The organism is Flavobacterium pisciphilum (assembly GCF_020905345.1).
In the GTDB taxonomy this organism is placed as follows: domain Bacteria; phylum Bacteroidota; class Bacteroidia; order Flavobacteriales; family Flavobacteriaceae; genus Flavobacterium; species Flavobacterium pisciphilum.
Window position 1 is genome coordinate 3,769,686 of record NZ_JAJJMO010000001.1, and the last position, 24,399, is coordinate 3,794,084.

Annotated in this window: 26 protein-coding genes and 2 tRNA genes; 17 read left to right on the forward strand and 11 right to left on the reverse strand. The window is 31.8% G+C overall.

Annotation, left to right across the window (positions count from 1 at the left end; all coding sequences use genetic code 11):
• Positions 1-21: 21 nt before the first annotated feature.
• Positions 22-1,539 (reverse strand): 2,3-bisphosphoglycerate-independent phosphoglycerate mutase, encoded by a 1,518-nt coding sequence (gene gpmI, locus LNQ49_RS16050; RefSeq protein WP_229990039.1) that lies wholly within the window; start codon positions 1,537-1,539, stop codon positions 22-24.
• Between the two features lie 552 nt (positions 1,540-2,091).
• On the opposite strand from gpmI, the gene LNQ49_RS16055 reads away from it, so the two are divergent.
• Positions 2,092-2,814, forward strand: coding sequence for a murein L,D-transpeptidase catalytic domain family protein (locus tag LNQ49_RS16055; protein WP_229990040.1), 723 nt, complete (start codon positions 2,092-2,094; stop codon positions 2,812-2,814).
• On the opposite strand, the gene LNQ49_RS16060 is transcribed toward LNQ49_RS16055, so the two are convergent.
• The gene (locus LNQ49_RS16060; RefSeq protein WP_229990041.1) at positions 2,803-4,386 is read right to left on the reverse strand and encodes a L,D-transpeptidase family protein; all 1,584 of its coding nucleotides are present in this window, start codon (positions 4,384-4,386) and stop codon (positions 2,803-2,805) included. The two genes, LNQ49_RS16055 and LNQ49_RS16060, sit on opposite strands and share 12 nt — an antisense overlap.
• Positions 4,387-4,827 (reverse strand): GNAT family N-acetyltransferase, encoded by a 441-nt coding sequence (locus tag LNQ49_RS16065; RefSeq protein ID WP_229990042.1) that lies wholly within the window; start codon positions 4,825-4,827, stop codon positions 4,387-4,389.
• Between the two features lie 136 nt (positions 4,828-4,963).
• On the opposite strand from LNQ49_RS16065, the gene LNQ49_RS16070 reads away from it, so the two are divergent.
• Positions 4,964-5,036: transfer RNA gene (locus tag LNQ49_RS16070), tRNA-Gly, on the forward strand.
• Positions 5,037-5,152: 116 nt separating this feature from the next.
• Positions 5,153-5,225, forward strand: a tRNA-Gly gene (locus tag LNQ49_RS16075).
• 34 nt (positions 5,226-5,259) lie between these two features.
• On the opposite strand, the gene pepE is transcribed toward LNQ49_RS16075, so the two are convergent.
• Positions 5,260-5,967 carry a dipeptidase PepE gene (gene pepE, locus LNQ49_RS16080; protein WP_229990043.1) on the reverse strand — a complete coding sequence of 236 codons (708 nt, stop codon included), beginning with the start codon at positions 5,965-5,967 and terminating at the stop codon, positions 5,260-5,262.
• A gap of 154 nt (positions 5,968-6,121) precedes the next feature.
• Here pepE and LNQ49_RS16085 point away from each other — a divergent pair, with 154 nt between their 5' ends.
• The 9 genes from LNQ49_RS16085 to LNQ49_RS16125 all read left to right on the forward strand — a co-directional run bounded on the left by LNQ49_RS16085 (position 6,122) and on the right by LNQ49_RS16125 (position 13,498).
• Complete coding sequence (locus tag LNQ49_RS16085) at positions 6,122-6,874, forward strand: hypothetical protein (RefSeq protein WP_229990044.1); 753 nt, start codon at positions 6,122-6,124, stop codon at positions 6,872-6,874.
• Positions 6,861-7,589 (forward strand): peptidase associated/transthyretin-like domain-containing protein, encoded by a 729-nt coding sequence (locus tag LNQ49_RS16090; RefSeq protein WP_229990045.1) that lies wholly within the window; start codon positions 6,861-6,863, stop codon positions 7,587-7,589. Before LNQ49_RS16085 ends, LNQ49_RS16090 begins: the two co-directional genes overlap by 14 nt.
• A complete protein-coding gene (bamP, locus tag LNQ49_RS16095; RefSeq protein WP_229990046.1) occupies positions 7,579-8,331 on the forward strand; it encodes a BamP family beta-barrel-assembly machinery protein in 753 nt (250 codons plus the stop codon). The genes LNQ49_RS16090 and bamP overlap by 11 nt, the downstream gene beginning before the upstream one ends.
• A complete protein-coding gene (locus LNQ49_RS16100) occupies positions 8,332-8,841 on the forward strand; it encodes a DUF6702 family protein (protein ID WP_229990047.1) in 510 nt (169 codons plus the stop codon).
• Between the two features lie 62 nt (positions 8,842-8,903).
• Positions 8,904-11,144 (forward strand): M1 family metallopeptidase, encoded by a 2,241-nt coding sequence (locus tag LNQ49_RS16105; protein WP_229990048.1) that lies wholly within the window; start codon positions 8,904-8,906, stop codon positions 11,142-11,144.
• A gap of 105 nt (positions 11,145-11,249) precedes the next feature.
• Entirely contained in the window at positions 11,250-11,576 is a 327-nt protein-coding gene (locus tag LNQ49_RS16110) for a Sec-independent protein translocase subunit TatA/TatB (RefSeq protein WP_229990049.1), read from the forward strand.
• On the forward strand, positions 11,576-12,139 hold the full coding sequence (locus LNQ49_RS16115) for a phosphatase PAP2 family protein (protein ID WP_229990050.1): 564 nt from the start codon (positions 11,576-11,578) through the stop codon (positions 12,137-12,139). The genes LNQ49_RS16110 and LNQ49_RS16115 overlap by 1 nt, the downstream gene beginning before the upstream one ends.
• Positions 12,140-12,348: 209 nt before the next feature.
• Positions 12,349-12,882 carry a Crp/Fnr family transcriptional regulator gene (locus tag LNQ49_RS16120; RefSeq protein WP_229990051.1) on the forward strand — a complete coding sequence of 178 codons (534 nt, stop codon included), beginning with the start codon at positions 12,349-12,351 and terminating at the stop codon, positions 12,880-12,882.
• A 55-nt stretch (positions 12,883-12,937) separates the two neighbouring features.
• Positions 12,938-13,498: a DinB family protein gene (locus LNQ49_RS16125; RefSeq protein ID WP_229990052.1), complete on the forward strand. Its 561-nt coding sequence runs from the start codon at positions 12,938-12,940 to the stop codon at positions 13,496-13,498.
• A 1-nt stretch (position 13,499) separates the two neighbouring features.
• Here the strand turns inward: LNQ49_RS16125 and LNQ49_RS16130 are convergent, their stop codons facing one another.
• The 6 genes from LNQ49_RS16130 to LNQ49_RS16155 form a co-directional block, all read right to left on the reverse strand.
• The gene (locus LNQ49_RS16130; protein ID WP_229990053.1) at positions 13,500-14,222 is read right to left on the reverse strand and encodes a phytanoyl-CoA dioxygenase family protein; all 723 of its coding nucleotides are present in this window, start codon (positions 14,220-14,222) and stop codon (positions 13,500-13,502) included.
• 73 nt (positions 14,223-14,295) lie between these two features.
• Positions 14,296-14,937, reverse strand: coding sequence for an O-methyltransferase (locus tag LNQ49_RS16135; protein WP_229990054.1), 642 nt, complete (start codon positions 14,935-14,937; stop codon positions 14,296-14,298).
• Positions 14,938-15,052: 115 nt separating this feature from the next.
• Positions 15,053-15,385: a hypothetical protein gene (locus LNQ49_RS16140; RefSeq protein ID WP_229990055.1), complete on the reverse strand. Its 333-nt coding sequence runs from the start codon at positions 15,383-15,385 to the stop codon at positions 15,053-15,055.
• A gap of 189 nt (positions 15,386-15,574) precedes the next feature.
• Positions 15,575-16,126, reverse strand: coding sequence for a YceI family protein (locus LNQ49_RS16145; RefSeq protein ID WP_229990056.1), 552 nt, complete (start codon positions 16,124-16,126; stop codon positions 15,575-15,577).
• A gap of 8 nt (positions 16,127-16,134) precedes the next feature.
• A complete protein-coding gene (locus LNQ49_RS16150; RefSeq protein WP_229990057.1) occupies positions 16,135-17,499 on the reverse strand; it encodes a hypothetical protein in 1,365 nt (454 codons plus the stop codon).
• Between the two features lie 7 nt (positions 17,500-17,506).
• Positions 17,507-18,067, reverse strand: coding sequence for a YceI family protein (locus tag LNQ49_RS16155; protein ID WP_229990058.1), 561 nt, complete (start codon positions 18,065-18,067; stop codon positions 17,507-17,509).
• Positions 18,068-18,544: 477 nt separating this feature from the next.
• Between LNQ49_RS16155 and rlmN the strand changes: the two genes are divergently transcribed.
• The gene (gene rlmN / locus LNQ49_RS16160) at positions 18,545-19,594 is read left to right on the forward strand and encodes a dual-specificity RNA methyltransferase RlmN (protein WP_229990059.1); all 1,050 of its coding nucleotides are present in this window, start codon (positions 18,545-18,547) and stop codon (positions 19,592-19,594) included.
• An 83-nt stretch (positions 19,595-19,677) separates the two neighbouring features.
• On the opposite strand, the gene LNQ49_RS16165 is transcribed toward rlmN, so the two are convergent.
• On the reverse strand, positions 19,678-20,538 hold the full coding sequence (locus LNQ49_RS16165) for a hypothetical protein (protein ID WP_229990060.1): 861 nt from the start codon (positions 20,536-20,538) through the stop codon (positions 19,678-19,680).
• 253 nt (positions 20,539-20,791) lie between these two features.
• On the opposite strand from LNQ49_RS16165, the gene LNQ49_RS16170 reads away from it, so the two are divergent.
• The 4 genes from LNQ49_RS16170 (at position 20,792) to LNQ49_RS16185 (ending at position 24,371) form a co-directional block, all read left to right on the forward strand.
• The gene (locus LNQ49_RS16170) at positions 20,792-21,769 is read left to right on the forward strand and encodes a polyprenyl synthetase family protein (RefSeq protein WP_229990061.1); all 978 of its coding nucleotides are present in this window, start codon (positions 20,792-20,794) and stop codon (positions 21,767-21,769) included.
• Positions 21,770-22,002: 233 nt separating this feature from the next.
• Entirely contained in the window at positions 22,003-22,563 is a 561-nt protein-coding gene (locus tag LNQ49_RS16175; RefSeq protein WP_229990062.1) for an RNA polymerase sigma factor, read from the forward strand.
• The gene (locus LNQ49_RS16180) at positions 22,550-23,278 is read left to right on the forward strand and encodes a hypothetical protein (RefSeq protein WP_229990063.1); all 729 of its coding nucleotides are present in this window, start codon (positions 22,550-22,552) and stop codon (positions 23,276-23,278) included. Before LNQ49_RS16175 ends, LNQ49_RS16180 begins: the two co-directional genes overlap by 14 nt.
• A gap of 67 nt (positions 23,279-23,345) precedes the next feature.
• The gene (locus tag LNQ49_RS16185; protein WP_229990064.1) at positions 23,346-24,371 is read left to right on the forward strand and encodes a F0F1 ATP synthase subunit B family protein; all 1,026 of its coding nucleotides are present in this window, start codon (positions 23,346-23,348) and stop codon (positions 24,369-24,371) included.
• The last annotated feature ends 28 nt before the right edge of the window (positions 24,372-24,399 follow it).

Consider the following 24,399-nt stretch of genomic DNA (forward strand, 5'->3'; position numbering starts at 1 on the left):
AATTATTTGTTTGAGATTATTTTACAACAACGAGTGACAAGTCATTGCCGCAGGTTGTGGTATTCCCATTAATTCAAGAATAGTAGGGGCGATATCGCCTAAGACACCATCATGTATTGTTTTTAATTCTTTGTCAACTAAAATAATTGGAACAGGATTAGTTGTGTGGGCTGTATTTGGGCTCCCATCAGGATTAATCATGGTTTCGCAATTTCCGTGATCGGCAATTACAATAGTGGTGTAGTCATTTGCTAAGGCAGCTTCAATAACTTCTTTTACGCAAGCATCAACAGCTTCACAGGCTAATATTGCAGCACTCATGATTCCAGTATGTCCTACCATGTCTCCATTGGCAAAATTCAAGCATACAAAATCTACTTCACCTTTATTTAATTCAGGAACTAATGCATCTTTTAATTCAAAAGCACTCATTTCTGGTTTTAAGTCATAAGTCGCTACTTTTGGAGAATTTCTTAAGATTCTAGTTTCGCCTTCAAAAGGAACTTCTCTTCCGCCAGAAAAGAAAAAGGTCACGTGAGGATACTTCTCAGTTTCGGCAATACGAATTTGTTTTTTATTGGCTTTTTCTAAAACTTCCCCTAAGGTTTCTGTGATGTTGTCTTTATTGTAAACAACTTTTACATTTTTATACGTTTCGTCATAATTTGTAAGCGTAACATAGTACAAGTTTAGTTTGTGCATGTTTTGCTCATGAAAATCTTCTTGCGAAAGCGCTTCAGTTAGTTCACGACCTCTATCGGTTCTAAAGTTGAAGAAAATAACAACATCGTCTTCTTCAATAGTTGCTAATGGTTTGTCATTTGCATCAACCATAACGATTGGAGCAATAAACTCATCAGTAATATCATTTTTGTAGCTTTCTTTTATTGAAGCAACAGCATCTTTTGAGTGTGTACCCAATCCGTTTACTATTAAATCGTAAGCTAATTTTACACGTTCCCAACGTTTGTCACGATCCATTGCGTAATAGCGACCTATAACCGACGCTATTTTTACTGGAGTATTTGCAATATGATTTTCTAAATCTTGAATGTAAGTTGCGCCAGATTTAGGGTCTACATCGCGACCATCTGTAAAGGCATGAACAAATACTTTGTCTAAGCCATATTCTTGTGTAGCATCTATTAATCCTCTTAGGTGAGAGGTGTGTGAGTGAACACCACCGTCAGAAACTAATCCTAAAAAATGTACTTTTTTGTTGTTTTCTTTTGCGTAAGTAAAAGCTTCTACAAGTACTTGCTCTTTGGCTAGAGTATTGTGAGCTACTGCTAGGTTGATTTTTGCTAAATCTTGGTAAACGATTCTTCCTGCACCAAGGTTCATATGACCAACTTCACTATTTCCCATCTGGCCTTCAGGTAAACCTACGTTTAAACCGTCAGTACGAAGTTGTGCGCTTGGGTAGTTTTTGTAAAGGCTATTTATAAATGGAACATTTGCATTGTCTATTGCGGATACTTTAGGGTCAGGAGATTTTCCCCAACCATCTAAAATCATAAGGATTACTTTTTTGTTCATCAGAATTTATTTTCTACAAAGATAAGCCATTTATAAAACGTTTAAGGACGACCTGGTTACAATTATGCTTTATAAAGGGAACCGTATCAAAAAATAATAATTTAATTATAGAAGCTTATTTTTTTTAAAATATATGCAGATTAGATTTTCTTTTTGATGGTATCATAGTTTGTGAAATGACGAATGTTTGTTAAAAAAACAATTTTAAGATAGTAACACTAGGGGGAGTTGTTTTTTAGTAAATGATTCTTCTTTTTTTATCTTTTTTTGATTGTTGTGTAAGCTTGTTAAATGTGTATTTTATTGATAATAAATGAGTTAATTTTATTGATTTAAGACGATATATTTGGTTTAAATGACAAGGTTTAGTTTGTACTTTGCTGTTTTTCAGCACTTTTATTTATAATTTTATTAAGAGAATGCAATAATTATTAGGTTAGATTCGTTAAAAAATGATTAAAAAGCACTTTGTTTTCCTTTTAAAATTTTGAAAGCTATGATTTTTTTATACATTTGCGAACCCAGAAATAAATTATAACCTAAACATATTCAATGATTTATAAGATTTATCCCGCATTGCTTTTTCTGTTTTTGTCATTTACCACGGATACAAAAACTGATGCTGAAATTAAAAAAGTTGAAAAGAAAAACATTGCAAGTACAGTAATTACAAGTTTAGACTTAAGAGTTAAGGCGGCTTATAGCACGCTTAATACAAATAATTTTGATTTACCTGATATTAAAAGTTTTACAGAAGCTTTAAAAGGGTTTTATCTATTAAAAGAAAAAGGAGTTATACAAAAGGATCTTTTGACTCTGATTGATTTTAGTTTGTCTTCTAATATGAAGCGTCTTTGGGTTATTGACCTTTCTACTAATACAATATTATTTCAATCTTTAGTTGCTCACGGAAAAAACACAGGAGACGAATTTGCTTCGGATTTCTCAAATGCGAATTCATCTTTTAAAAGCAGTCTTGGATTTTATGCAACTGCTGAGGTTTATAAAGGGAAGCACGGAATTTCGTTGCGTTTAGATGGTTTAGAAAGAGGAATTAATGATAATGCACGAGAAAGAGCAGTTGTAATTCATGGAGCTGATTATGTTTCTGAATCATTTATCAGAGGCAATAAGAGACTAGGGCGTAGCTTGGGTTGTCCAGCTATTCCGGTAGAATTAACAAATGCAATTATCGAAACAATCAAAGATAAATCATGTTTGTATATCTATCATCCATCAAGAACTTTTGCGATGGAGGAGAGGCTAATTTCTTAGTTTAGCATATAAATCAGCATCTAGATTATAAATATCATCTCTAAACTGTAAAGAGTTGTCTTTGCTCCAAGCAGTCCAATACCATTGATATATTGCATATTTTCTAGCAATTCTAACGTTGGTGGTCTTTTTGGTTACAATGATAGAATCTATTTTTTCTTTTGACCAATTATTAGAGTCTAATATATGTTCAGCTAATTCTAACGGATTTTCGACACGAATACAACCAGAGCTTAAAGAGCGGTTGCTTCTACCAAATAAACCACGATGATTTGTATCATGTAAGTAGACACTATGATTGTTTGGGAATAAGATTTTCATTAATCCCAGAGAGTTGCTACTTCCGGGGCTTTGTACATAACGGTACCTGCCTGGAGAGTTTTCGTTCCAATCATTCGGTTCTACTACCGAATTATCTTTATCATAAATTGTGATGTTCTTATTCTTTAAATAATTTCGATTTCGCTTCATTGCAGGAACAACATCTTCTTTTAGAATGGTTGGAGGAACGGTCCATGTAGGGTTGAGAACTACAGTTTTAAGAGTCGAAGTTAGAATTGGTGTTTTTCGACTAATAGTTCCAACAACAATTTTTCGAACTACGGTGGTATCTTTGTTCTCAACAACGTTTAAGCTGTAATCTGGAATGTTTATTATAAAATAATTTTCAGCTAGAGTATCTGCATACCATTTCCAACGCTCTATGTTAGCAATAATTTGATGCTTTCTTTTGTTTTTAGAAAAGTTCAAAGCATTAACGGTTCCTCTACCAATTACACCATCGGCTGCTAGTCCATGACGTGTTTGAAATTTTTTAATAGCTTCAAATGTTTTGCCATCATAAATAGATGTTAAGCTGTCTCTCCCTGTTAGATCTTTCCAATATAAAAGTCGTTTTTTTACCGTAATCATAGCGTTGTTAGTATCGTGTAGAACTACTTTATCTTTGATGTCGATTGTATTTATATTGTCATTTGGAAACTCATTTAGCAACGCAAGAGTTTTTAAAAGGTTCTTATAGGTGTATGTTTTAGGTTGGCTTTGCTCAATAGTAAGGGCTAAATCATTATCATTAAAAGCTTTAATAAGGATAGTATTTACATCAAATGGTTTTTCGTTTAAATCCCAATCATTATATAGTTTCTTTGGATTTAGTTTCCCTTTATGTAAATGCGTTAAGTATTTTTGAAAATTATAAGTAAGTAAAACATCATAAAGCGCCAAATCAGTGTCGTTTAGCTTGCTTATTCTGCTTTCGAAGTCTTTTAATTTTGTTATGTTATAATCGTTTGGCTCTAAACCAAGTGTTTCTGAGTTTTTTAATTCATCTATAATGAATGTTCTTTTTTCTAGGTTTCCCCAAACAGTTTCGTTCTTTGAAGCGATATAAAACTTTTGAAGAGTTTCACTTTTAAAAGAACCAATCAATGCAGTGTCAAGCTGAATTTTTCGTTCATCAGTTTGAATAATTGCAGGAAGAGGTTCCGTTTTTTTTGCTGGAATTACTTTTTCTTCTTTCTTGCAACTAATGACAACAATTGATAATACTATAAAAAAGTAAAGTTTATTCATTTATTTAAGTTTTTTAAACATTAGTAGATGTTCTCCAACATCTTTTATTTCAAAAGCAGGTCCCGTTTTTTGATAGCCCATTTTTTCATAAAAACCGACAGCCTCGGTTCTAGCGTTAAACCATATTAACTCAGAATTGTTGTTAATGCAGTATTCTTCACAATAATTTACCAAAGCTTCTCCGAATCCTTTCTTCCTGAAATCGTCTAAAATTGCCATTCCTCTAATTTGAGATTGGAAATTTTCTGCAAATGTAATGTTAGAATTTTTGAATAACGAAATAATTCCTACTAAACTTTTATCCTCAAATAGACCAAAGTGATGAGTTGTGTCTAAATCATCGCCATCAAAGCGACAACTTTCTATAGGTTTTCCTTTTCTTAGGACTGGATTGCGTACCAAATATGTTTCTTGGGCGGGTATTTCTTGTATGTTTGACATAGTATTTTATAAAAAAGTAAAATTATAACTTTTTAGTTTTAAATATATTATAGAATTTGAATAAAATTTTATGAAATTTTAATAAAAAAAACTTGTTTACAAGTTAACTTATTATCTATATTTGCACCACAGTAATGCGAAAGTAGCTCAGTTGGTAGAGCTCCAGCCTTCCAAGCTGGTTGTCGCGAGTTCGAGCCTCGTCTTTCGCTCTAAGAGTTAAAATTTAATCGTTTTAACTTCGTTTTGAAAAGAATTATTGTTTAGATAATTAATTAAATTTGTTTTGGATATTTAAAATAAATTTTTATCTTTGCAGCCTGTTAATGCGAAAGTAGCTCAGTTGGTAGAGCTCCAGCCTTCCAAGCTGGTTGTCGCGAGTTCGAGCCTCGTCTTTCGCTCTTAAAAAGCCGAAACTTAATTGTTTCGGCTTTTTTATTGCAGATAACTCAAATCTGTTTGAGGTTCTAATTCTTCAGGTTCCTGATTTTGTCTAAAAAGACGAGCAGACAAGTTTCCTTTCAAAATGATTTTGTCTCCTTTTACATCCAGCCAGCTTCCTTCTCGTAATCCTAAAACAGGTAGTGTATTAAAAGCATGAAATTCTTTTATTCTTGTTTCGCGTGTTTCTCCCATATGTTTAGATTGAGAATCTGGGTCTAGGTAATGAGGGTTCAGGTTAAACGGAATTAATCCTAAGGTTTGAAAGCTCGGAGGGTAAATAATAGGCATATCATTAGTGGTTTGCATTGATAAACCGCAAATATTACTACCAGCACTTGTTCCTAAATAAGGTGTTCCGTTTTTAACAGCTTCGGCAAGAGTGGTCATGATGTTGTTCTTGTATAGCTGAGTTACTAGCAAAAAAGTATTACCGCCACCAGTAAAAATCCCTTGTGCGTTATTAATTGCTGCTGTTGCATCTTCAAATTCGTGAATTCCTTTTACGCTAATATTTATTTTTTTGAATGCTTGAGAAACCGTATCGGTATATTGTTCGTGCGAGATGCCTCCGGGTCTTGCAAAAGGGATAAAAAGAATAGATTCGCAGTTCTTAAAATGCACTTCTAATTGGGGTAATAAATAATCTAAATAGCTGCCTCCGTGTAGCGTAGACGTGCTGGCAATGATGATACTTTTCATAGGTGTTGTACTGTTTTTATTTAAGTTAAAGATATTAAATTGTAGATTTTAAAGCTGTAAAATAAAGCTTTAATTAACATATTTTTACCAAGTCATTAGTATTAAATTTGGAATACATTAAGATACTTTTACAACTTATCCTTATAATGATTTGATGAACAAAGCGGTATGTATATTTTTTGTTTTTCTTGCGAACAATCTTTTGGCGCAAGTTGAGGTGCCTACTGTTTTGAAAGGGAGAGTAGATGCTAATATAATGGATTTAGAGGGGATTTATGTGGTGAATGTGAGAACAGAAGCCTCGGTGGTTACCAATTCTAATGGTTCATTTTCAATATCAGCTCAAATAGGAGATACGCTCATTTTTTCGTCAGTACAGCTTAAAGAACGACGAATTGTTTTGGTAGATGAAGATTTTGCTTCGACAAATTTTGTTGTAAAGATTGAGGTAGGGATGAATCAACTGCGGGAAGTTGTCATAAAAAGATATGATAATATTAATTCGGTTGCTTTAGGGATAATTCCGGCAGGACAACGTTCATATACGCCTGCTGAGCGTAAGTTAAAAGCAGGTACAGATTTGGATACTAAAGTAGGTTTAGGAGGATCTGTGGCTTTGGATCCTTTACTGAATATGTTTTCAGGAAGGTCAAAAATGCTCAAAAAAGAACTTGCTATAGAGAAGAAAGAAATCTTTATGCAGCTTTTGGAAAAAATGTTTAATACAGATCATTTTGTACGAAACTTAAGTATTCCTTTAGACTATGTAAAAGGGTTTGAATATTTTGCTGTAGAGAATGAAAGTTTTACGAAGATTTTAAATACAAAGAATAAAACCACAACGGAGTTTTTGTTAGCAGAACTTGCCGTGAAATACAAAGAAATAATAGCCTGTGAAAATAATTAATATTTTATTTCTGTTTACTTTATCTTTATTCTTTCAAGTAAGTTTGGGGCAGACTATTGTCACAAAAGAAATTTTGGGTAAAGTTACAGCTGATTCGAGTTCGGTTGAAGCGATAACAATTGTTAATAATACAACTCAGGAGACTACAATTTCAGATAATAAAGGACAGTTTTCTATAGTTGTAAAAGAAGGAGATGTATTGGTTTTTTCGGCAGTAAATCTAGAGCCACTTCGAAAGCGAATTACAGCCAATGATTTAAAATTGGATTTGTTGTTGATTAAGATGACGGCTAAAAATTTTGAATTAAAAGAGGTGGTTATAAATGAGTTTTCGAATATAAATGCCGAAAATTTGGGAATCATACCATACGGGCAGAAAAAATATACTCCAGCAGAACGGAAGCTATATACGGCTAAGTCATCCATTACAGAAAGTCTTTTGAATAAAATATCAGGAAGGACAGCTATGCTGAAAAAAGAAGCAGCTGTAGAAAAAAAAGAAATTTTGTATTCAAAAATTGAATACCTTTTCGAAGAGAATTATTATACAGAAAGATTAAAGATTCCACTAGAACATATAAAAGGGTTTCAACTTTATTGCATAGATGATCCAGAGTTTGTAAATTCGTTGAATGCAAAGAATAAAACAGTTTGCATGTTTTTGATTACAGGCCTTGCACAGAAATATTTAACAATTATAGCGAATGAAAAATAAAATAGGAATACTCGTTTTAGGTTTATTATGTCAACTTAGTTTTGCACAATCTTTAGTAAGAAAGCCATTGCATGGACGGGTAATAAACGATTTTATTGCAATAGAGAATGGGTATGTGGTGAATATTAATGCAAATGTTAGAACGTTTATTAATGCTGATGGGCTGTTTGATATTGTGGCAAAGCCAAAAGATACTTTGTTGTTTTCAGGTTTAGCATTTCAATCTAAGAAGATTGTTTTAACAGAGAAAGATTGCGCTCAGGTGCTTTTTATGGTAAAGCTAGATTTGGTAAATAATCAGTTAAAAGAGGTGGTTATTCAAAAGGATTTAAAAGTAAAAGCTTTTCAGGGTGGATCTCAGCAATATGTTGACATGCAATTTGAAGATGACAAACAATCTACGGCAAAAAATACTGCAATGTATTCTGATCAAACTATAAAATATGGAACTGATTTTGTTCGAATATTTAAAGATGTTTCTAAATTGTTGAAGAAGAAAAATAATGTTCAAGAAGATTATGTTAGTGATGTAGCCTTTTCTGAATATGTAAAACTTCATTTTAGCCCTAAGTTTTTTGCAAAAGATTTAAATCTTAAAGATGATGAAGTTGAATTGTTTCTATTATACTGCTCTAATGATGCCCATTCTAAGGAATATTTAAGACCAGAAGATCAATTTCAGTTAATGGATTTCTTAGTTAACAAGAGTAAAGAGTTTAAAAAGTTAAATGACTCAAAATAAATGAGAAAAAGGATAATTATTCCTGTTCTTTTTATGTTGTTTATATTGAGTACTGCTTTTTCTTTTCATAAGTTTTATGTTGGAGTTTATCAAATAAATTATGCTCCTGAGAAAAAAATGCTACAAATTACCTCCCGAATTTTTATCGATGATTTAAATAATGGAGTTGAGAAAAAATACAAAACGAAAACTAATATTGGCACAGGAAAAGAAACAGAAGCAGATCTTGCTCTTCTGAAAAAATACTTAGCTGAGAATTTTATCATTAAAGTAAATGGTCAGTCAAGACCAATTGTGTTTTTGTCTAAAGAGGTTGAAGCAAATGATGTTTTAGTTTGTTACTCCAGAATAAATGATGTGAGTAAAATTAAAACCTTAGAAATTTCAAATACAATTTTGGTAGATTGGAATTCTGATCAGCAAAATATTACGCATGTTTCAGTGTTAGGAACTAAGAAAAGTGTGCTTTTTACGGAGTCTTCAAGGAAAGAATTGTTAAAATACGAATAAATCGATACGAATATTCTTTTAATTGCTATTTTCACGGCTTGACAAAACTCCAAAAACCAGTTATGAGAAGAATTTCATTTTTATTATTTTTCCCTGCTATCCTTTTTGCTCAGGAAAAAAATACCACAAATGTAAGGCAACAAGGAAAGTACGATACTAATAAATTTAGCCAAATGTATGATTTGTTGGCTACTCCGAATATGTTTCGTACAGCATCAGGGGCACCAGGCCCAGCATATTATCAGCAACAAGCCGATTATAAAATAGATGTTGAATTAGATGATAAAAAAGCAAAATTAACTGGTTCAGAAACGATCACTTATTCTAATAATTCGCCAGATAATCTAGAATATTTATGGGTGCAATTAGACCAAAATCAAGCTAAAAAAAATACACAATCTACATTGGCAGAAAGCGACAAAATTAGTCAAGCATTACCATTGGCTGGTTTTTCGAATAAATACTTAAAAGAAGGATTAGAACGAGGTTTTAATATCGATTATGTAAAAGATGCTAAGGGAAATCCAATGTCATATACTGTTAATGAAACGATGATGAGAATTAATTTGCCTACGCCATTAAAGGCAGGTGAAAAAATTTCATTTTCTATTAAGTGGTGGTATAATATCAATAATTACAGACAAGATGGAGGACGTTCAGGGTATGAATTGTTCGAAAAAGATGGAAACAGATTGTATGTAATCGCACAATTCTATCCAAGAATGGCAGTTTATAATGATGTAGAAGGCTGGCAGAATATGCAATTTTGGGGTGGAGGAGAATTTGCTTTGCCTTTTGGAAATTTTGATGTAAATATTACAGTTCCTGCAGATCACGTAATGGAAGCTACAGGAGAATTAATGAATAGAAGTGAAGTCTTTACTCCAGAACAAGTAAAAAGATATGAGTTAGCTCAAAAATCATACGATAAACCAGTTATTATTGTTACACAAGCAGAAGCAGAGGCAACAGAAAAAGGGTTTTCAGAGAAGAAAAAAACATGGAAATTCAGTGCTAAAAATGTTCGTGATTTTGGAATTGCAACTTCAAGAAAGTTCATTTACGATGCAATGGCTGTAAAACTTGGAGATAGAACAGTAATGGCAGCTTCAGTATATCCAAAAGAAGCAAATCCGCTTTGGGAGGAAACTTCAACAAGAGTAGTTGCGCATACTTTAAAAAGTTATTCTTCGCACACATTTGATTATCCTTATCCAAAAGCAGTTTCAGTTTCGGCAGAGGATCAAGGGATGGAATATCCTATGATTTGTTGGAATTATGGTCGTCCAGATGAAAATGGAGTTACTAGCAAAGAGATGAAAAACGGAATGATTGGTGTGGTGATTCACGAAGTAGGACACAACTTTTTTCCGATGATAGTAAATTCAGATGAGCGTCAATGGAGCTGGATGGACGAAGGTTTAAATTCTTTTTTAGAATATTTAGCAGAACAAGAATTAGATCCAAATTTCCCTTCAAGAAGAGGTCCTGCAAGGAATATAGTTCCTTATATGAGCGGAGATCAGAAATTCTTAGAGCCAATTATGTCTAATTCAGAAACGATTATTCAATTTGGAAATAATGCATACGGGAAACCAGCTACAGGGCTTAATATTTTAAGAGAAGTAGTTATGGGAAGAGAACTGTTTGATTATGCTTTTAAAACATACGCAAACAGATGGAAGTTTAAACACCCAACACCAGAAGATTTCTTTAGAACAATGGAAGATGCTTCGGCAGTCGACTTAGATTGGTTTTTTAGAGGCTGGTTTTACTCAACAGATTTTGTAGATATCGGAATTAAAGAGGTAAAACAATATTATGTAAGTGAAACGGCAACTGCTGAATTAAAAAATGTTAAAATCAAAAAAGGACGTTTTGGTTTTGAAAAAGGGCCTTTCGTGTATTTAATTGATGGTGATAATCAAGAGTTAAAAAAATCAGATAAAAAAGCTTTAAAAATTGATGAAGTAAAGTTATTGTCAGATTATGTAGCGGAGACTTTTACTGCAGAAGAAAAAGCAAATATAAAAGCTCCAAAATATTTTTATGAAGTTGAGTTTAATAAGCCAGGCGGAATGATTATGCCTATTCTTGTTGAAATCACGTATGAAGACGGAACAAAGGAAGAATTTAAATACCCAGCGCAAATTTGGAGAAAAAATAATGATACTGCCAAAAAAGTATATGCTACAGAAAAGGCTATAAAAAGTATTCAAATTGACCCAAAATTACTTACGGCAGATATTGATGTAACTAATAATACATGGCCAAAAGTAGAGGTAAAATCAAAATTTGATTAAGAGTAAAACTAAAAGAGACTTGCAAGAGTCTCTTTTTTTAAGTTAATTTTAAAGCAGTAGGCTACAAAATTTAATATCTTTGTGGCACATAAAAATAAAAAAGATATGTTTGGTATAGGAGGAGGAGAATTAGTTTTCATACTATTTGTGGTACTTATGCTTTTTGGTTCAGATAAAGTGCCGGAAATTGCTCGTACAATGGGTAAAGCTATGGCGCAACTTAAGAATGCAACTAATGATATTAAAAGTGAAATCCAAAAAGGTGCAGAAGCTAACGGTTTCGATGCGAAAACTTTGGATGATATGACAGGTAATATCAATTCTGAAATAGAGAAGGCAAAAACTAATTTATTAGGAGATGCTACCACACAATTTGAGAAAACAAAAGAAGATATTGATGCCATTACAGGCCCTATAAAACGTCAGATATAATGCTTGAAAAATTACAAGAATTAGACACAAATCTATTTGTATTTCTTAATGGATTAGGTTCTGAAACATATGATAAACTTTGGTTGGTAATCACTAATCAGTTAAATTGGACTCCACTTTTTTTACTATTACTTTATCTTATCTATAAAAAATTAGGGACAAAACAAACCTTGTATTTACTCTTGTTTTTGGCGATTTTAATTGCATGTACAGATCAATTAACCAATGCAGTTAAGTATAGCGTACAGCGTTTAAGACCTTGTAATAATCCTGATATCAATTCGTTTATTCGAATTGTACAATCTCGACAATCATTTAGTTTTTTCTCAGGTCATGCAGCAAATTCATTGGCAGCAGCTACGTTTTTATATTTAGTCCTTAACAAACACTTTAAGTATTTTGGACTCTTATTTTTATGGCCGTTAATTTTTGCTTATAGCCGTATTTACTTAGGATTGCATTATCCATTGGATATTCTTTGTGGTTATTTGGTAGGGATAATAATGGGATTCTTAATCTACAAACTATACCAGAAAGCAAAAGCGAAGTATTTTCCAGTTTAGTTTTTAGGAGTATTTCCAGTTGTATATTCGATTCTTTCTATTGCATAAACTACAACTTTAAGGATTACTAAAGTAATTCTTAACTACATTTGATTTTAAGCAACTTGTTGGCTTTTAATCAATTCTTCTTGTGCAAAATAATTTATTCAAATCAGGTTTTAGTATAAAAAAAATAACTAAATTCATCATACTTAATAGTAGTGCTATAGATGAAAGTTAGTGAGATAATACGCCTGATAGAGGAAAATAATCTGGTAGAAAAAACGATTACGATTGGACGTAATGAATTTCTAAAAGTCAAAGGAAGCATTGATACCAATATCTATTTTATAGAAGAGGGCAGTCTCCGAATTTTTGTACTTGACAATTATGAAGAACGTATTATTCGCTTTGGGTATAGAAACAATATTATTGTTTCTATAGATTCATTTTTATCCGAGAAGCCATCAGATTTTTATATCCAAGCCATAAAGAAAACGGTGATAAAAGTAATTCCGAAAAAGGGTTTTATGGATTTTATCAATCAAAATGAAGATAATCTCAAGCTTTGGATAAAAATCATGGAGGACTTGATTTTGCAGCAAATAGAAAGGGAGAAAGATATCCTTACTAGCTCACCTAAAGAACGTTTTGAAAGGGTTTTAATGAGAAGCCCACAACTATTTCAGGAAATTTCAAACAGACATATCGCAAATTATTTAAGGATGAGTCCTGAAACTTTGTCAAGATTAAAAAAGCGTTGATTTCAATCAATGTTTTTTGGTTAAAAGTTTGAGAAATTTGTCAAAAAATAATGAGATGAAAATTGAATCAGATGTTTTAATATTAGACTTAATTGAGCGTACCCGTTTGATTATGAATAAAGCTGAATCTTTGAAAGCCGAAAGCGATACAGTGCTTAATCACAGAGTAAGCTCTGAAAGTTGGAGTGCTCTAGAATGTTTGGAACACCTTAATTTGTATGGTAGGTTTTATCTTCCAGAAATTACAAAACGAATATATGGAGTGACTACTGAGGGAGCTGAATTATATTTTAAAAGCGGTTGGCTAGGAGATTATTTTGCAAAAAGCATGCTGCCAAAAGAGAAGCTCAATGCAATGAAAACCTTTAAAAGTATGAATCCGATAAATAGTAAACTTGATAAAACTGTTATTACTGAGTTTATCAATCAGCAAATTCAGATGCTAGAGTTACTTAATAAAGCTAAAGATGTGAGTCTTAATAAAACCAAAACAGGAATTAGTATCACAAAGTGGATACAGCTGAAATTAGGTGATACATTTAAGATTGTGATTTACCATAATCAGAGACATGTTATGCAAGCTGAAAAGGTAGTAGGTAGTTGTTTTATAGAATGATTTAATTTTTTATAAAATGCTTCTCGCTCCATTCTAATCCGTTTGGAAGTTCAAGATTACTGAATTCAATATGAATAACTCGTCTTCTTTCGTTATTAGTAGTTTTATTTGAAGCATGGAAAAGTAATGGTTTCATAATCATTATTCCACCTTTGTCGACTTCACAAATTGTCTCCTTTTCATTTTTTAAGTCCATATTTTCAACTCTATAAATTCCTTTAGAATGGGAGCTATTAATTACTTTTAAAGCTCCATTGTCTTTTGTTGTTTTGTCAATATGAATTCTTATTGTGAAATTTTTTTCAAGAATTTCTTTTGGAGGTTGCACAGCAAATTGATTTTGCTTGGTGGTCCAATTTTCAAAATTCTTGATATCTATTTTTTTATCCACAGAGATTGTTAAATCTTGGTGATAAGCAACAAACCAATTTGATTTTTCTGGTTTGTCAAAATATATTGATTTAGTTATAAAATAATTTTCTCCAAAGTTGGATTGAATAATATCCTTTAAATTTTGATTAAAAATATAATCTAGGGTTTCGGGAATTTCTTTGTGGAATTGTCTTATCGCAAATAAATCTTCTGATTTTCTGAAAGTTGTTTTTTCGGCTTTGTTTTCTGTGCTACTTTCAATTATTGAAATCAGTTTTTCAATTTCACTTTCGTTATAAACATTCTCTATAATCGTAAAACCATCAGCGTTTATTTCGTCGATATATTTCATTCTGAATTTTGTTTTTCTAATCTCAATAACTTTGTTTCAAAACCTGTGCAACGAAGGGATTCAAAACCTCGTTTTAAAGAACTCTACTAACAGTTAATCCGTCTCGAATAGGTAGTAAAACCGTTTCTACTCTTGGGTCATTCTTTAAAAGAAGGTTGTACTCTAAAAGGATCTTTGTACTAATGTCATTTGGATGTAATGGTTCTAAAACTTTACCACTCCATAAAACATTATCAGATAAAATGATACCGCCTTTATTCATTTTAGGAACAATCATTTCGTAGTAATTAATGTAGTTTTCTTTATCAGCATCTATAAATACTAAATCAAATTTTACATCAATCGTAGGGATAATGGTTGTGGCTTCGCCCAAATGTTGGAAAATTTGTTTTCCCCATGGAGATTGGTCAAAATATTTTCGTTGAAAATCTATTAATTCTTCTTTAATGTCAATTGTATGTAATTGCCCGTTTTCTTGCATTCCTTCGCATAGGGATAAGGCAGCATAGCCAGTATAGGTTCCAATTTCAAGAATGTTTACTGGGCGAATTAATTTAGATAACATGCTTAAAACACGACCTTGAAAATGCCCACTTAGCATACGTGGCAATAGTATTTTTTGGTAAGTCTCTTTGTTTAAACGCGCTAGTAACTCAGGTTCTTTTTCAGAATGTTGTTCTATGTAGTCTTCTAGGTCTTGTGATATAAAATGCATGATATGTATAATCTAAAATTGAAATGCAAAAATACAAAAATATCTACTACACTTTTTTGCATAAAAAAAACCATCCGCGGTGGCGAATGGTTTTAACTTTCACATGAAATGAAAATTATTTTTTTAAAGCGTCATTAACTTCTTTAGCTGTTTTTACAGTTCCGTCTTTTGCAGCTTTTGCAGCTTCTTCTACTTTTTTAGCTCCTTTTTCTGTAGCATCTTTTACATCTTCAGCAGCTTTTTTAGTAGCGTCTTTCACATCTTTTGCAGCATCTTCTACTTTAGTTACTGCAGTGTCTTTTACTTCATCAATGTCAGTAGTCAATGAGTCAACTTTGTTTCCAAGTGTTAATTCATCTTCCGTTGGTTTTGGCTCTTTCTTTTCGCAAGATTGTACTCCGAATGCTAATAAAGCGATAACTGCTAAGCTTAAAATTTGTTTTTTCATAATTAATTAATTTTTTTGGGTTGATACAATGTTAAGTGTATGGTTCTAAGAAATAACAATTTACATAAAAAAACGTGACCTAGTATGTTTTTTTGTAAGACGATCTCTCTTTTGAGTGTAAATACAATTCTTGTACCAAACTTTTATTTTTTAGATTATTATATGAAAAGTTTTTTTGAAGCTGTTTAATTAGTTTTTATACAAACTAAAGTCTATTGTTATTTGATCTTTCACTTTTATAAGCCCAGCCATCTTTACGGGTGGCTTAAGGCCAATATCAGAAAAATTCAAATTGAAGGTTCCTTGGATTTTATTGCCAGTGGTATTTAATATAAAGTCTTTGTATTTAAGCGTTTTGTCTGTTATTACAAAAGTAAGATTGCATTTGTAGTTTTTACCACAAGGTCTAATTTCAGATAGGGTTACATAGCTACTAGGGTATGTTTTTGTTTTTACTGTAGCTTGCAAGTCCTTGGTCATTATTTTGTTTCTGCAATCAAAGTTAGACATTGGAATTTCTGCCGAAATACTATTTTTTTTACTTAAGTTTAAAAAGATGCTATCTTTCTTAATTAATGAATTACCACAGTTATAATCTCCAACAGTTGATTTTCCACTAATTTTAATTTCAATTTTATTAATAATTAAAATTGAATCGTCAGGGAAAAAAGTGGGCTTAGCACTTCCTAAACAGAGGAATAATGCTAAACCCAACAATCCAATTGTAAATAAATTTTTCATTGAGTAAATTAGAATGTAATAACTGCTTCAAACATTACACCGTTGAATTTTCCTTTGTATAAATCATTTGGATTTCCAGCAGCATTAAATTGGCTGTAATTTTTATAGCGTTGGTCTACATAACCCACTTTAGCCAAAATGTTTTTAGTCATAAACCAACCTGCACTAGTTTCAAATCTAGTTATGTTAACAGCTTCGGCATCAGAGTTTCTTAATTTCCCGTCAACTAAGTTGTATTTTGCTCCAACAAATAGGTTCTCGTTTGTACCAAATCGGTATACGATGTCTCCTGCATATTGGTTTACTGAACGTGAAGATTCAACACCTTTTGCATCACCACCAGAAGTAAACTCTAAGGTACCAAAGAACTCAAGTCCTTTATATTTAATAAATGGGTTAATCATATATGATGTTGCCCAATTTCCGTATCCAGGATTGAAACGTCCAGTGTCTTTATTTGCAGTTGGGTCAAAGTTGTCAGCAACAGGAGCTCCATTGGCACCAGTATAATCACTGTGACTCATTACACCATAAAAACGGCTTCCAGCTCTATCTGATGCATATAGGTTTCCACTTGAATTTGCAGTGTGGTATAAAGATCCTGTTAATCTTATTCTTAAATCTGGGTCAAGTTGTTTGTCGAAACCAATTTTTGCCAAGATAGTAGGGCTAACAGTTGTGTTATGTGTTGGGCTAGCTTGTTTTACTTCTTTAACATCTTGATCTAGTTTAGAGTTTGTAACTCCAATCATACCCACAAAACCACTTCGGTTATAGTAAAGTTCGGCACCCATTTCTGTAATAAATGCATCCATGATATTATTCCCAATAAAAGGGTTCATTAAAGCATTACCATTATCAGATCTTCTAAAGTGAGCGTCACCATAGTTGTTCTCCATTTGACCAATTTTAATAGTGGCATATTTCATGAAATCGGCTAAGAAATCTTTTTTAATGAAATCTAATTTATCAATTTGTAAATAACCTCCTTTTACCCAAGTTTCATGATGGTGTCTTGAAGCAAGATATACATCTAGATTTACACGCACCCCATCAAATAATTGTGCTCCAATGGTAAAGTTTGCAGTAGGTAGATTAAAATTATTTTCAAGATTGTTTAATCTGTAGCCAGAAATTGGTGCACTCAGATTTTCTTGTCCATTAAATGAATTTACTCCTTGGAATTGTAATGCAAATGCCGCTCCTATATCGATACTTAATCCTTTGTATTGAACAGTATCTTTTTTTACGTCAAATTGATTTATTCCATTTTTGTCTCGTGAAATTTGATTCTGAATTTGTCCAAATCCAACTTGAGCTGTTGCTGTAGCCATGCTTAATAAAACGGTAGCTATGAGATAGATTTTTTTCATGTGGTATTTATTTTAGAATGATATTGAAATTTAATGTAAGATCCTTTCCTGTTTTGATGGTTCCAAACAAAGCTTTTGGTGGAGTCATCCCAAAATCGGCAAAAGTTATTTTATTAGACCCCTGAAGTGTTACAACTCCATTGTTAACAGTTGTTTTTACTTGAGTTTTATACTCTTTACTAACTCCAGCGATAGTGTATGTTCCTGTTAAGTTCCAAGTTGTTTCATTTACTTTTTCGGCAGATTTTAAAACGTACTTAATGTTTTTGTGTGTTTTAGTTTTTAATGTTTCGTATGCTACCTTATCCATACTAGTTTTCTCACTTTTTATGCTTTCAGTCAAAAGGGTTATGGCTAGGCTATTAATGTCTGTTAGTTTAGCATCTGTAACAGTTAAAGTTCCTGTACCAGTTCCAGAATTAGATTTCATTTCCCAATCATGCATAGTAGATGTTCCTGCCACCGAAAAACTCGATTTTGCATCTACGGTATAATTCTTTTGTGCACTCATGTATGTTGACATTGCTAAACAAACTACTGTTAAAAAAATAGATTTAATTGTTTTCATTTTTATTAATTTATTCGTTAATCATTTAATAAGACATTGTTTGTAAGTTGGCGTGTATGTTGACTTCGCGAGCAATACTTATTTTCTTTTTATCAAATTTATTATGTATGCATAATAAAAAGCATGATAATAATCATTGTTAAAATTTTAATAAAGAGTTATATTAATAGTCAGTGCGGAAGTTCATTGAAAGAAACAGTCATTATTAATTAAATGCTGTTTTATATATGGTTGTTAGTTAGTTTGTTGTGAGGTTATGTGTAGGAACTATCGGATTTTATTTGAATGAAATTTTAAATGCGATTTTATGATAAAAAATGTTTTTATGTTCAAATGACAAGAAGTGAGGGTTTATAGGCTTTTACGTCTCATATAACGATTGAAATTTTTTTGAAAATAATTTCATGAAATTTGACATTTTAGCAAGAATGCATCTAAAAAACATTAAAAAACAACAAAAGTGATTAAATTTGCAGCATGCAAATGGAGAAAAAAGACATACGAGCCTTATCAAAAGAGGAATTACGCGAATTTTTTGTTACTAATAATGACAAAGCGTTCCGTGGTAATCAAGTTTACGAATGGTTATGGAGCAAAGGAGCACATAGTTTTGAAGACATGACGAATGTTGCAAAAGCAACACGTTCTATGCTTGAAAATAATTTTGTTATCAATCATATTAAGGTTGATACAATGCAGCGTAGTAATGATGGTACAGTAAAGAATGCCGTTCGATTACACGATGGATTGGTTGTAGAGTCGGTTTTGATTCCTACTCAAACTAGAACTACTGCTTGTGTATCTAGTCAAGTTGGTTGTAGTTTAGATTGTAATTTTTGCGCTACAGCGAGATTAAAAAGAATGCGTAATCTAGAGCCAGCAGAGATCTATGATCAGGTAATTGCTATAGATAAAGAAAGCCGTTTGTATTATAATCATCCGTTGTCTAATATTGTTTTTATGGGAATGGGAGAACCGCTCATGAATTATAACAATGTTATGAAAGCTATTGATATGATTACGTCTACTGAAGGTTTAGGAATGTCGCCAAAACGTATTATGGTATCAACATCGGGGATACCTAAAATGATCAAAAAAATGGCAGATGATGATGTTAAATTCAAATTAGCAGTTTCATTGCACTCGGCAATAGATGAAATCCGTTCTCGAATTATGCCTTTTAGTAAAAATTTCCCTTTGGCAGATTTACGTGAGTCATTAGAGTATTGGTACAGAAAAACGAAATGTAAAGTTTCATACGAATACGTAGTTTGGAAAGGAATTAACGATGATAAAGCATCAATTGATGCCTTGGTTAAGTTTTGCAAATACGTGCCTTGTAAGGTCAATTTAATTGAGTATAATCCAATTGATGATGGTGAGTTTCAACAAGCTTCAGAAGAATCAATTAATGCATACATAAAAGCACTTGAAAATATTGGAGTAGTAGTAAAAGTACGCCGAAGTAGAGGAAAAGATATTGATGCTGCTTGCGGGCAATTGGCTAATAAAGAAGCAGAAGTTTAATATAAGTTAAGCATAAAATAAAAAAGCATTAAAAACGAGATTACCACTTGTTTTTAATGCTTTTCTTTTGGTAAAAAGAGTTGTTATTTTTTTAAATGAATTTCTTCAGATACGCCATCTCTTGTTACAACAGCAAGATCATCACATTCGCCATTTCCAAAATCAATTAAAGCAGTGGCTTCGTTTTTTGTAATTGAGATAGAACCTTTTACAGGGAATGGTTTTTTGCATGCCATTGAGAATTGTAAAGGAAGTTTAATTTCACTCGAAATTTTATCGCCATTTGGGAAGGTGGTTTCTCCAGCGCCAGTAATAACAAAAATGTTATCGTCCCAGTTGAACCAAGTATCAAAACCAGCAATCATTTCTTTTGTTAAAGTGCCTGTTCTTTTATAAATCTTTCCATCTTCAAATGTAATCGTCATATCGATGGCTGAAATAGATACAGGATGTACAGTTGCTAATAAGTCGGTTGCTTTTTGAGTTAGACTTATGCTTTTGCTCCCTTGAATCTTATTGCCATTGTGATAAAAATCTTCAAAACTATACATGATTGTATGTTCGGAGCTGGTGAAATCATTGGTAAACGAAATGGTAATTTTTCCTTTCAATATATTTCCGTTAGATAGTGTACAGCCTGCTGTGCCAAAATCGATAGTTTTTGTCCATGTATTATCAGTTAATACAGTTGTAACGATGGCACATTCGGGTAAGAAGTTCTTAATAGTTCCAGTTGCTTTTTTTGAACTATTTTGTTGTGTGCTAAATTGGTCTTCTGCAATATTTGAAACATCATCAATTGATGCATCAATTTTTGAATTTGTAGCTATTTCATCATTTGAAATAGTTTTAGATGAAACATCTTGTCTTGTCTCATCTGAATTGCAACTAATAAAAAATGTAAAAGCTGCAATAACTCCCAATAATAAAAATTTTGTTTTCATAATAAGTAATTTAATTTTTTTGTAATAGATGAATTAAATTAAAGTGGAGATTATAATGTAGATTTTGAGTTAATGCTATTTTATAACGGGGAAATAAAATAGTAACAGTGCAATTAGACGCGAGCTAATAATGAACTTTCAAGTAAATTAGGCTTACTTGAATAAGAATAGTGTATAAAAAGTTCTAAATGTTGATATACTTCTATAAAATACACAACGTTTTTTTATTTAAAATAGTATATTTGGAATCGAAATGAATATTACTTCTCAAATAAAACAGCCCATTTTTAGCGAGATGGAACTTTTTGAAAAAAAGTTCCATGAATCGATGACTTCAAAGGTGGCTTTGCTCAATAGAATTACTTATTATATTGTAAATAGAAAAGGAAAACAAATGCGACCTATGTTTGTTTTCTTGACAGCAAAAATGGTGTCAGAAGGAATTGTAAACGAACGCACTTATCGTGGGGCTTCGGTTATAGAATTAATTCATACCGCAACCTTAGTTCATGATGATGTAGTTGATGATAGTAATCGTCGACGTGGCTTTTTTTCGATTAATGCACTATGGAAAAATAAAATAGCAGTTCTAGTTGGAGATTATTTACTTTCAAAGGGATTGTTGCTTTCTATAGATAATGGAGATTTTGATTTACTTAAAATAATTTCTGTTGCAGTACGTGAGATGAGCGAAGGAGAATTGCTTCAAATAGAAAAAGCAAGAAGACTTGATATTACCGAAGACGTTTATTACGAAATTATCCGAAAAAAGACAGCAACACTTATTGCTGCTTGTTGTGCGCTAGGTGCAAAATCGGTTATTGAAGATGAAGTTCAGGTAGAGAACATGCGTAAATTTGGAGAACTCATAGGAATGGCTTTCCAGATTAAAGATGATTTATTCGATTATAGCGAAGAAGCTATTGGAAAACCTACTGGAATAGACATCAAAGAGCAAAAAATGACTTTGCCCTTAATTCATGTTTTAAATAATTGTACTACCAAAGAAAAGAATTGGCTTATTAATTCTATCAAAAACCATAATAAAGACAAAAAGCGTGTAAAAGAAGTTATTGCTTTTGTGAAAGATAATAATGGTTTGACTTATGCCGAAAATAAAATGGTAGAATTTCAACAAGAAGCACTCTCTTTACTTGATAACTATTCAGATTCAGACTTCAAAGCAGCTTTGACTTTGATGGTGAACTATGTAATTGAAAGAAAAAAATAACAAATAATTTTTAACGGTCAATAACTTTAAACACTTGTAAGACAGTGTTTTACTTGTTGTTTGTTTTTGTTGAAGGTTTTAATTATTATTTTTTTTCATTCCCATGCAACCTTTTTTAATTGTAAATCGTCTATGCTAATAGAAGTCAGTTTGGTTTTTAGCTGGCAATTTATAATGCTATTATTTGAATTAATTTTACCGAATCATTTTTTTAAAATTTCTACTGAGTTTTTATGAAAGTAATCCAATTGCATCAAGAAGAAGCTGAAATCATTCAGTTGGCTATCGATAATAATCGACAGGCACAACAGCAGATATACAGTAAATTTTCTTCAAAAATGCTAAGTGTTTGCCGACAGTATATCAAAGACATCCAATTGGCCGAAGATGTAATGATAACATCATTCATGAAAGTTTTTACCAATCTTAAAAGATTTGAAAACAAAGGAAGTTTTGAAGGATGGATTAGAAGAATAATGGTAAATGAATGCATTTCATATCTACGAGTTCAAAAAAAGGTAAAGTTCATCGAGGATGAGAATTATGCAGAAGAGAGTTTTAATGGTATCGAGAGCCAATTGTCAACAGATCAAATTCAGTTTTTAATAGATGGCTTGCCAGATGGGTATAAGATGGTTTTTAATCTTTATGCTATCGAAGGATATAAGCACAATGAAATTGCAACAATGTTAGGGATTAATGAAGGAACGTCAAAATCGCAATTATCACATGCTCGCAAAATGTTGCAAAAGCAAATAATTACATTAAAAAAACAAGAAAATGGAACCGAATAAATTAGAAAGAGAGTTTCGTGAAAAACTAAATGAAAGAGAAATTAATCCTAGCGATAGAGCTTGGGATCGATTGGATGCTATGTTGCAGGTGGCAGAGGAGAATAAACCTAAACGAAAATATACTTGGATGTATGTTGCGGCAGGTTTTATAGGATTCTTGTTAATCAGTACTATTTATTTTAGCCAAAAAGAAATACCTAATGACCGTATAAATAATCCTGTAGTTGTTAAAGAAGAGCAACCGAAAGATTCGGTAGGGGAAGTTAAGAATGAGCAAAACAAAATAATCTCAAAATCTTTAAATAATGATGTACTCGTGATAAAAGAAACAGAGAAAGTTTTAGAAGAAAAAAATCAACAAATAAAGCAACATAAAACAAATCAAAATCAAGTAGAGGAGCGTTCAATCATCAAAGAAGCCAATAACGAAAATTGGAAAAACAATCAAAAAACAGAATCAAAAATCAATCAAACTGCAATTGTGGAGAATTCAAAAAATGTAACCGTGGATCAACTGTTGGTTTCGGCAGAAAAAACATTGGCAATGGATAAAGGAATTCAACAAAAAAACAAAGTTAAGATAAATGCAAACGACTTACTCTCACAAGTTGATGGAGAGTTGGAACTTTCATTTAGAGAAAAAGTAATCAATAAAGTCAACAAAAACTACCAAACTGTAAAGGTTGCTTTAGCAAACAGAAATGCCGAAGAATAAACCTTTGCGAGTATTAAAATCATTTACATTAAAAATCATCAATCAATCAATCTTTAAAAAAATCATCATGAGAAATTTTACCATTTACTTAGTCCTCATCCTATTTTTATTTGTTAGTAAAATGATAGGCCAGGAAACATTTGAATCTAGAGCGAAACAAATTGCTAATAAAATAGAGAGAGTAACCAAAGAAGAAAAAGCAGCTTTAAAGGAAGAAGTTGAAGTTGTAAATGTTCAACTTTCTGAGGGGAAAATTACAAAAGAAGAAGCCGATAAAAAGAAAAGACAATTGGCAGAGGCAAGAGCAATTATAATCGAGCAAAAAGTTACAGTTGCTCAAAATGAATTAAATGATTTAGTACAACAAAAAGTAGACGGAAAAATTATGGAAAGAGATTCTACTAGTAGATATTCAATTGGAAGATGTTGGAAAGGAAAAGATTCAATTTATAGAGAAAAGAGAACGACATCACAATTTGTGTTTGCAGCAGGATTAAATAATTTGGTAACCGATGGAAGGTTGAAAAATTCAGATTATAAATTTATGGGTTCACATTTTTACGAATGGGGTTTTACATTTAATTCAAGAATATTAAAAAACCATAATCTATTGCATGCTAAATATGGTTTGTCAGTGATGTACAATAATATTCGACCTACAGAGAATCGTAGTTTTGTTGTAGATGGAAAACAGACAGTTCTAGAAGTTAATCCGATAAATTTAGATGAATCTCGTTTTAGAAATGTTTATTTAGTTATGCCAGCACATTTAGAGTTTGACTTTTCGGGAAGTAAGACAGAAAATGGGAAAACTTATTTTAGAACACATAAAAGCTTTCGTTTTGGTATAGGGGGGTATGCAGGAATCAATGTTAAGTCAAAACAGATTCTGAAATATGATCAAGAGGATATAAAAGAAAAAGTAGTATCAAAAGGAGATTATAATGTAAATAATTTCATTTATGGATTAAGTACATATATGGGGTATAAAGACATGAGTTTGTATTTAAAATATGACTTGAATCCTTTATTTGCAGATAATGAGATAAAACAAAACAATGTTTCGTTAGGATTACGTTTTGATTTTAATTAATTAAATTGAGTTAGTTTTTTAGTAATGA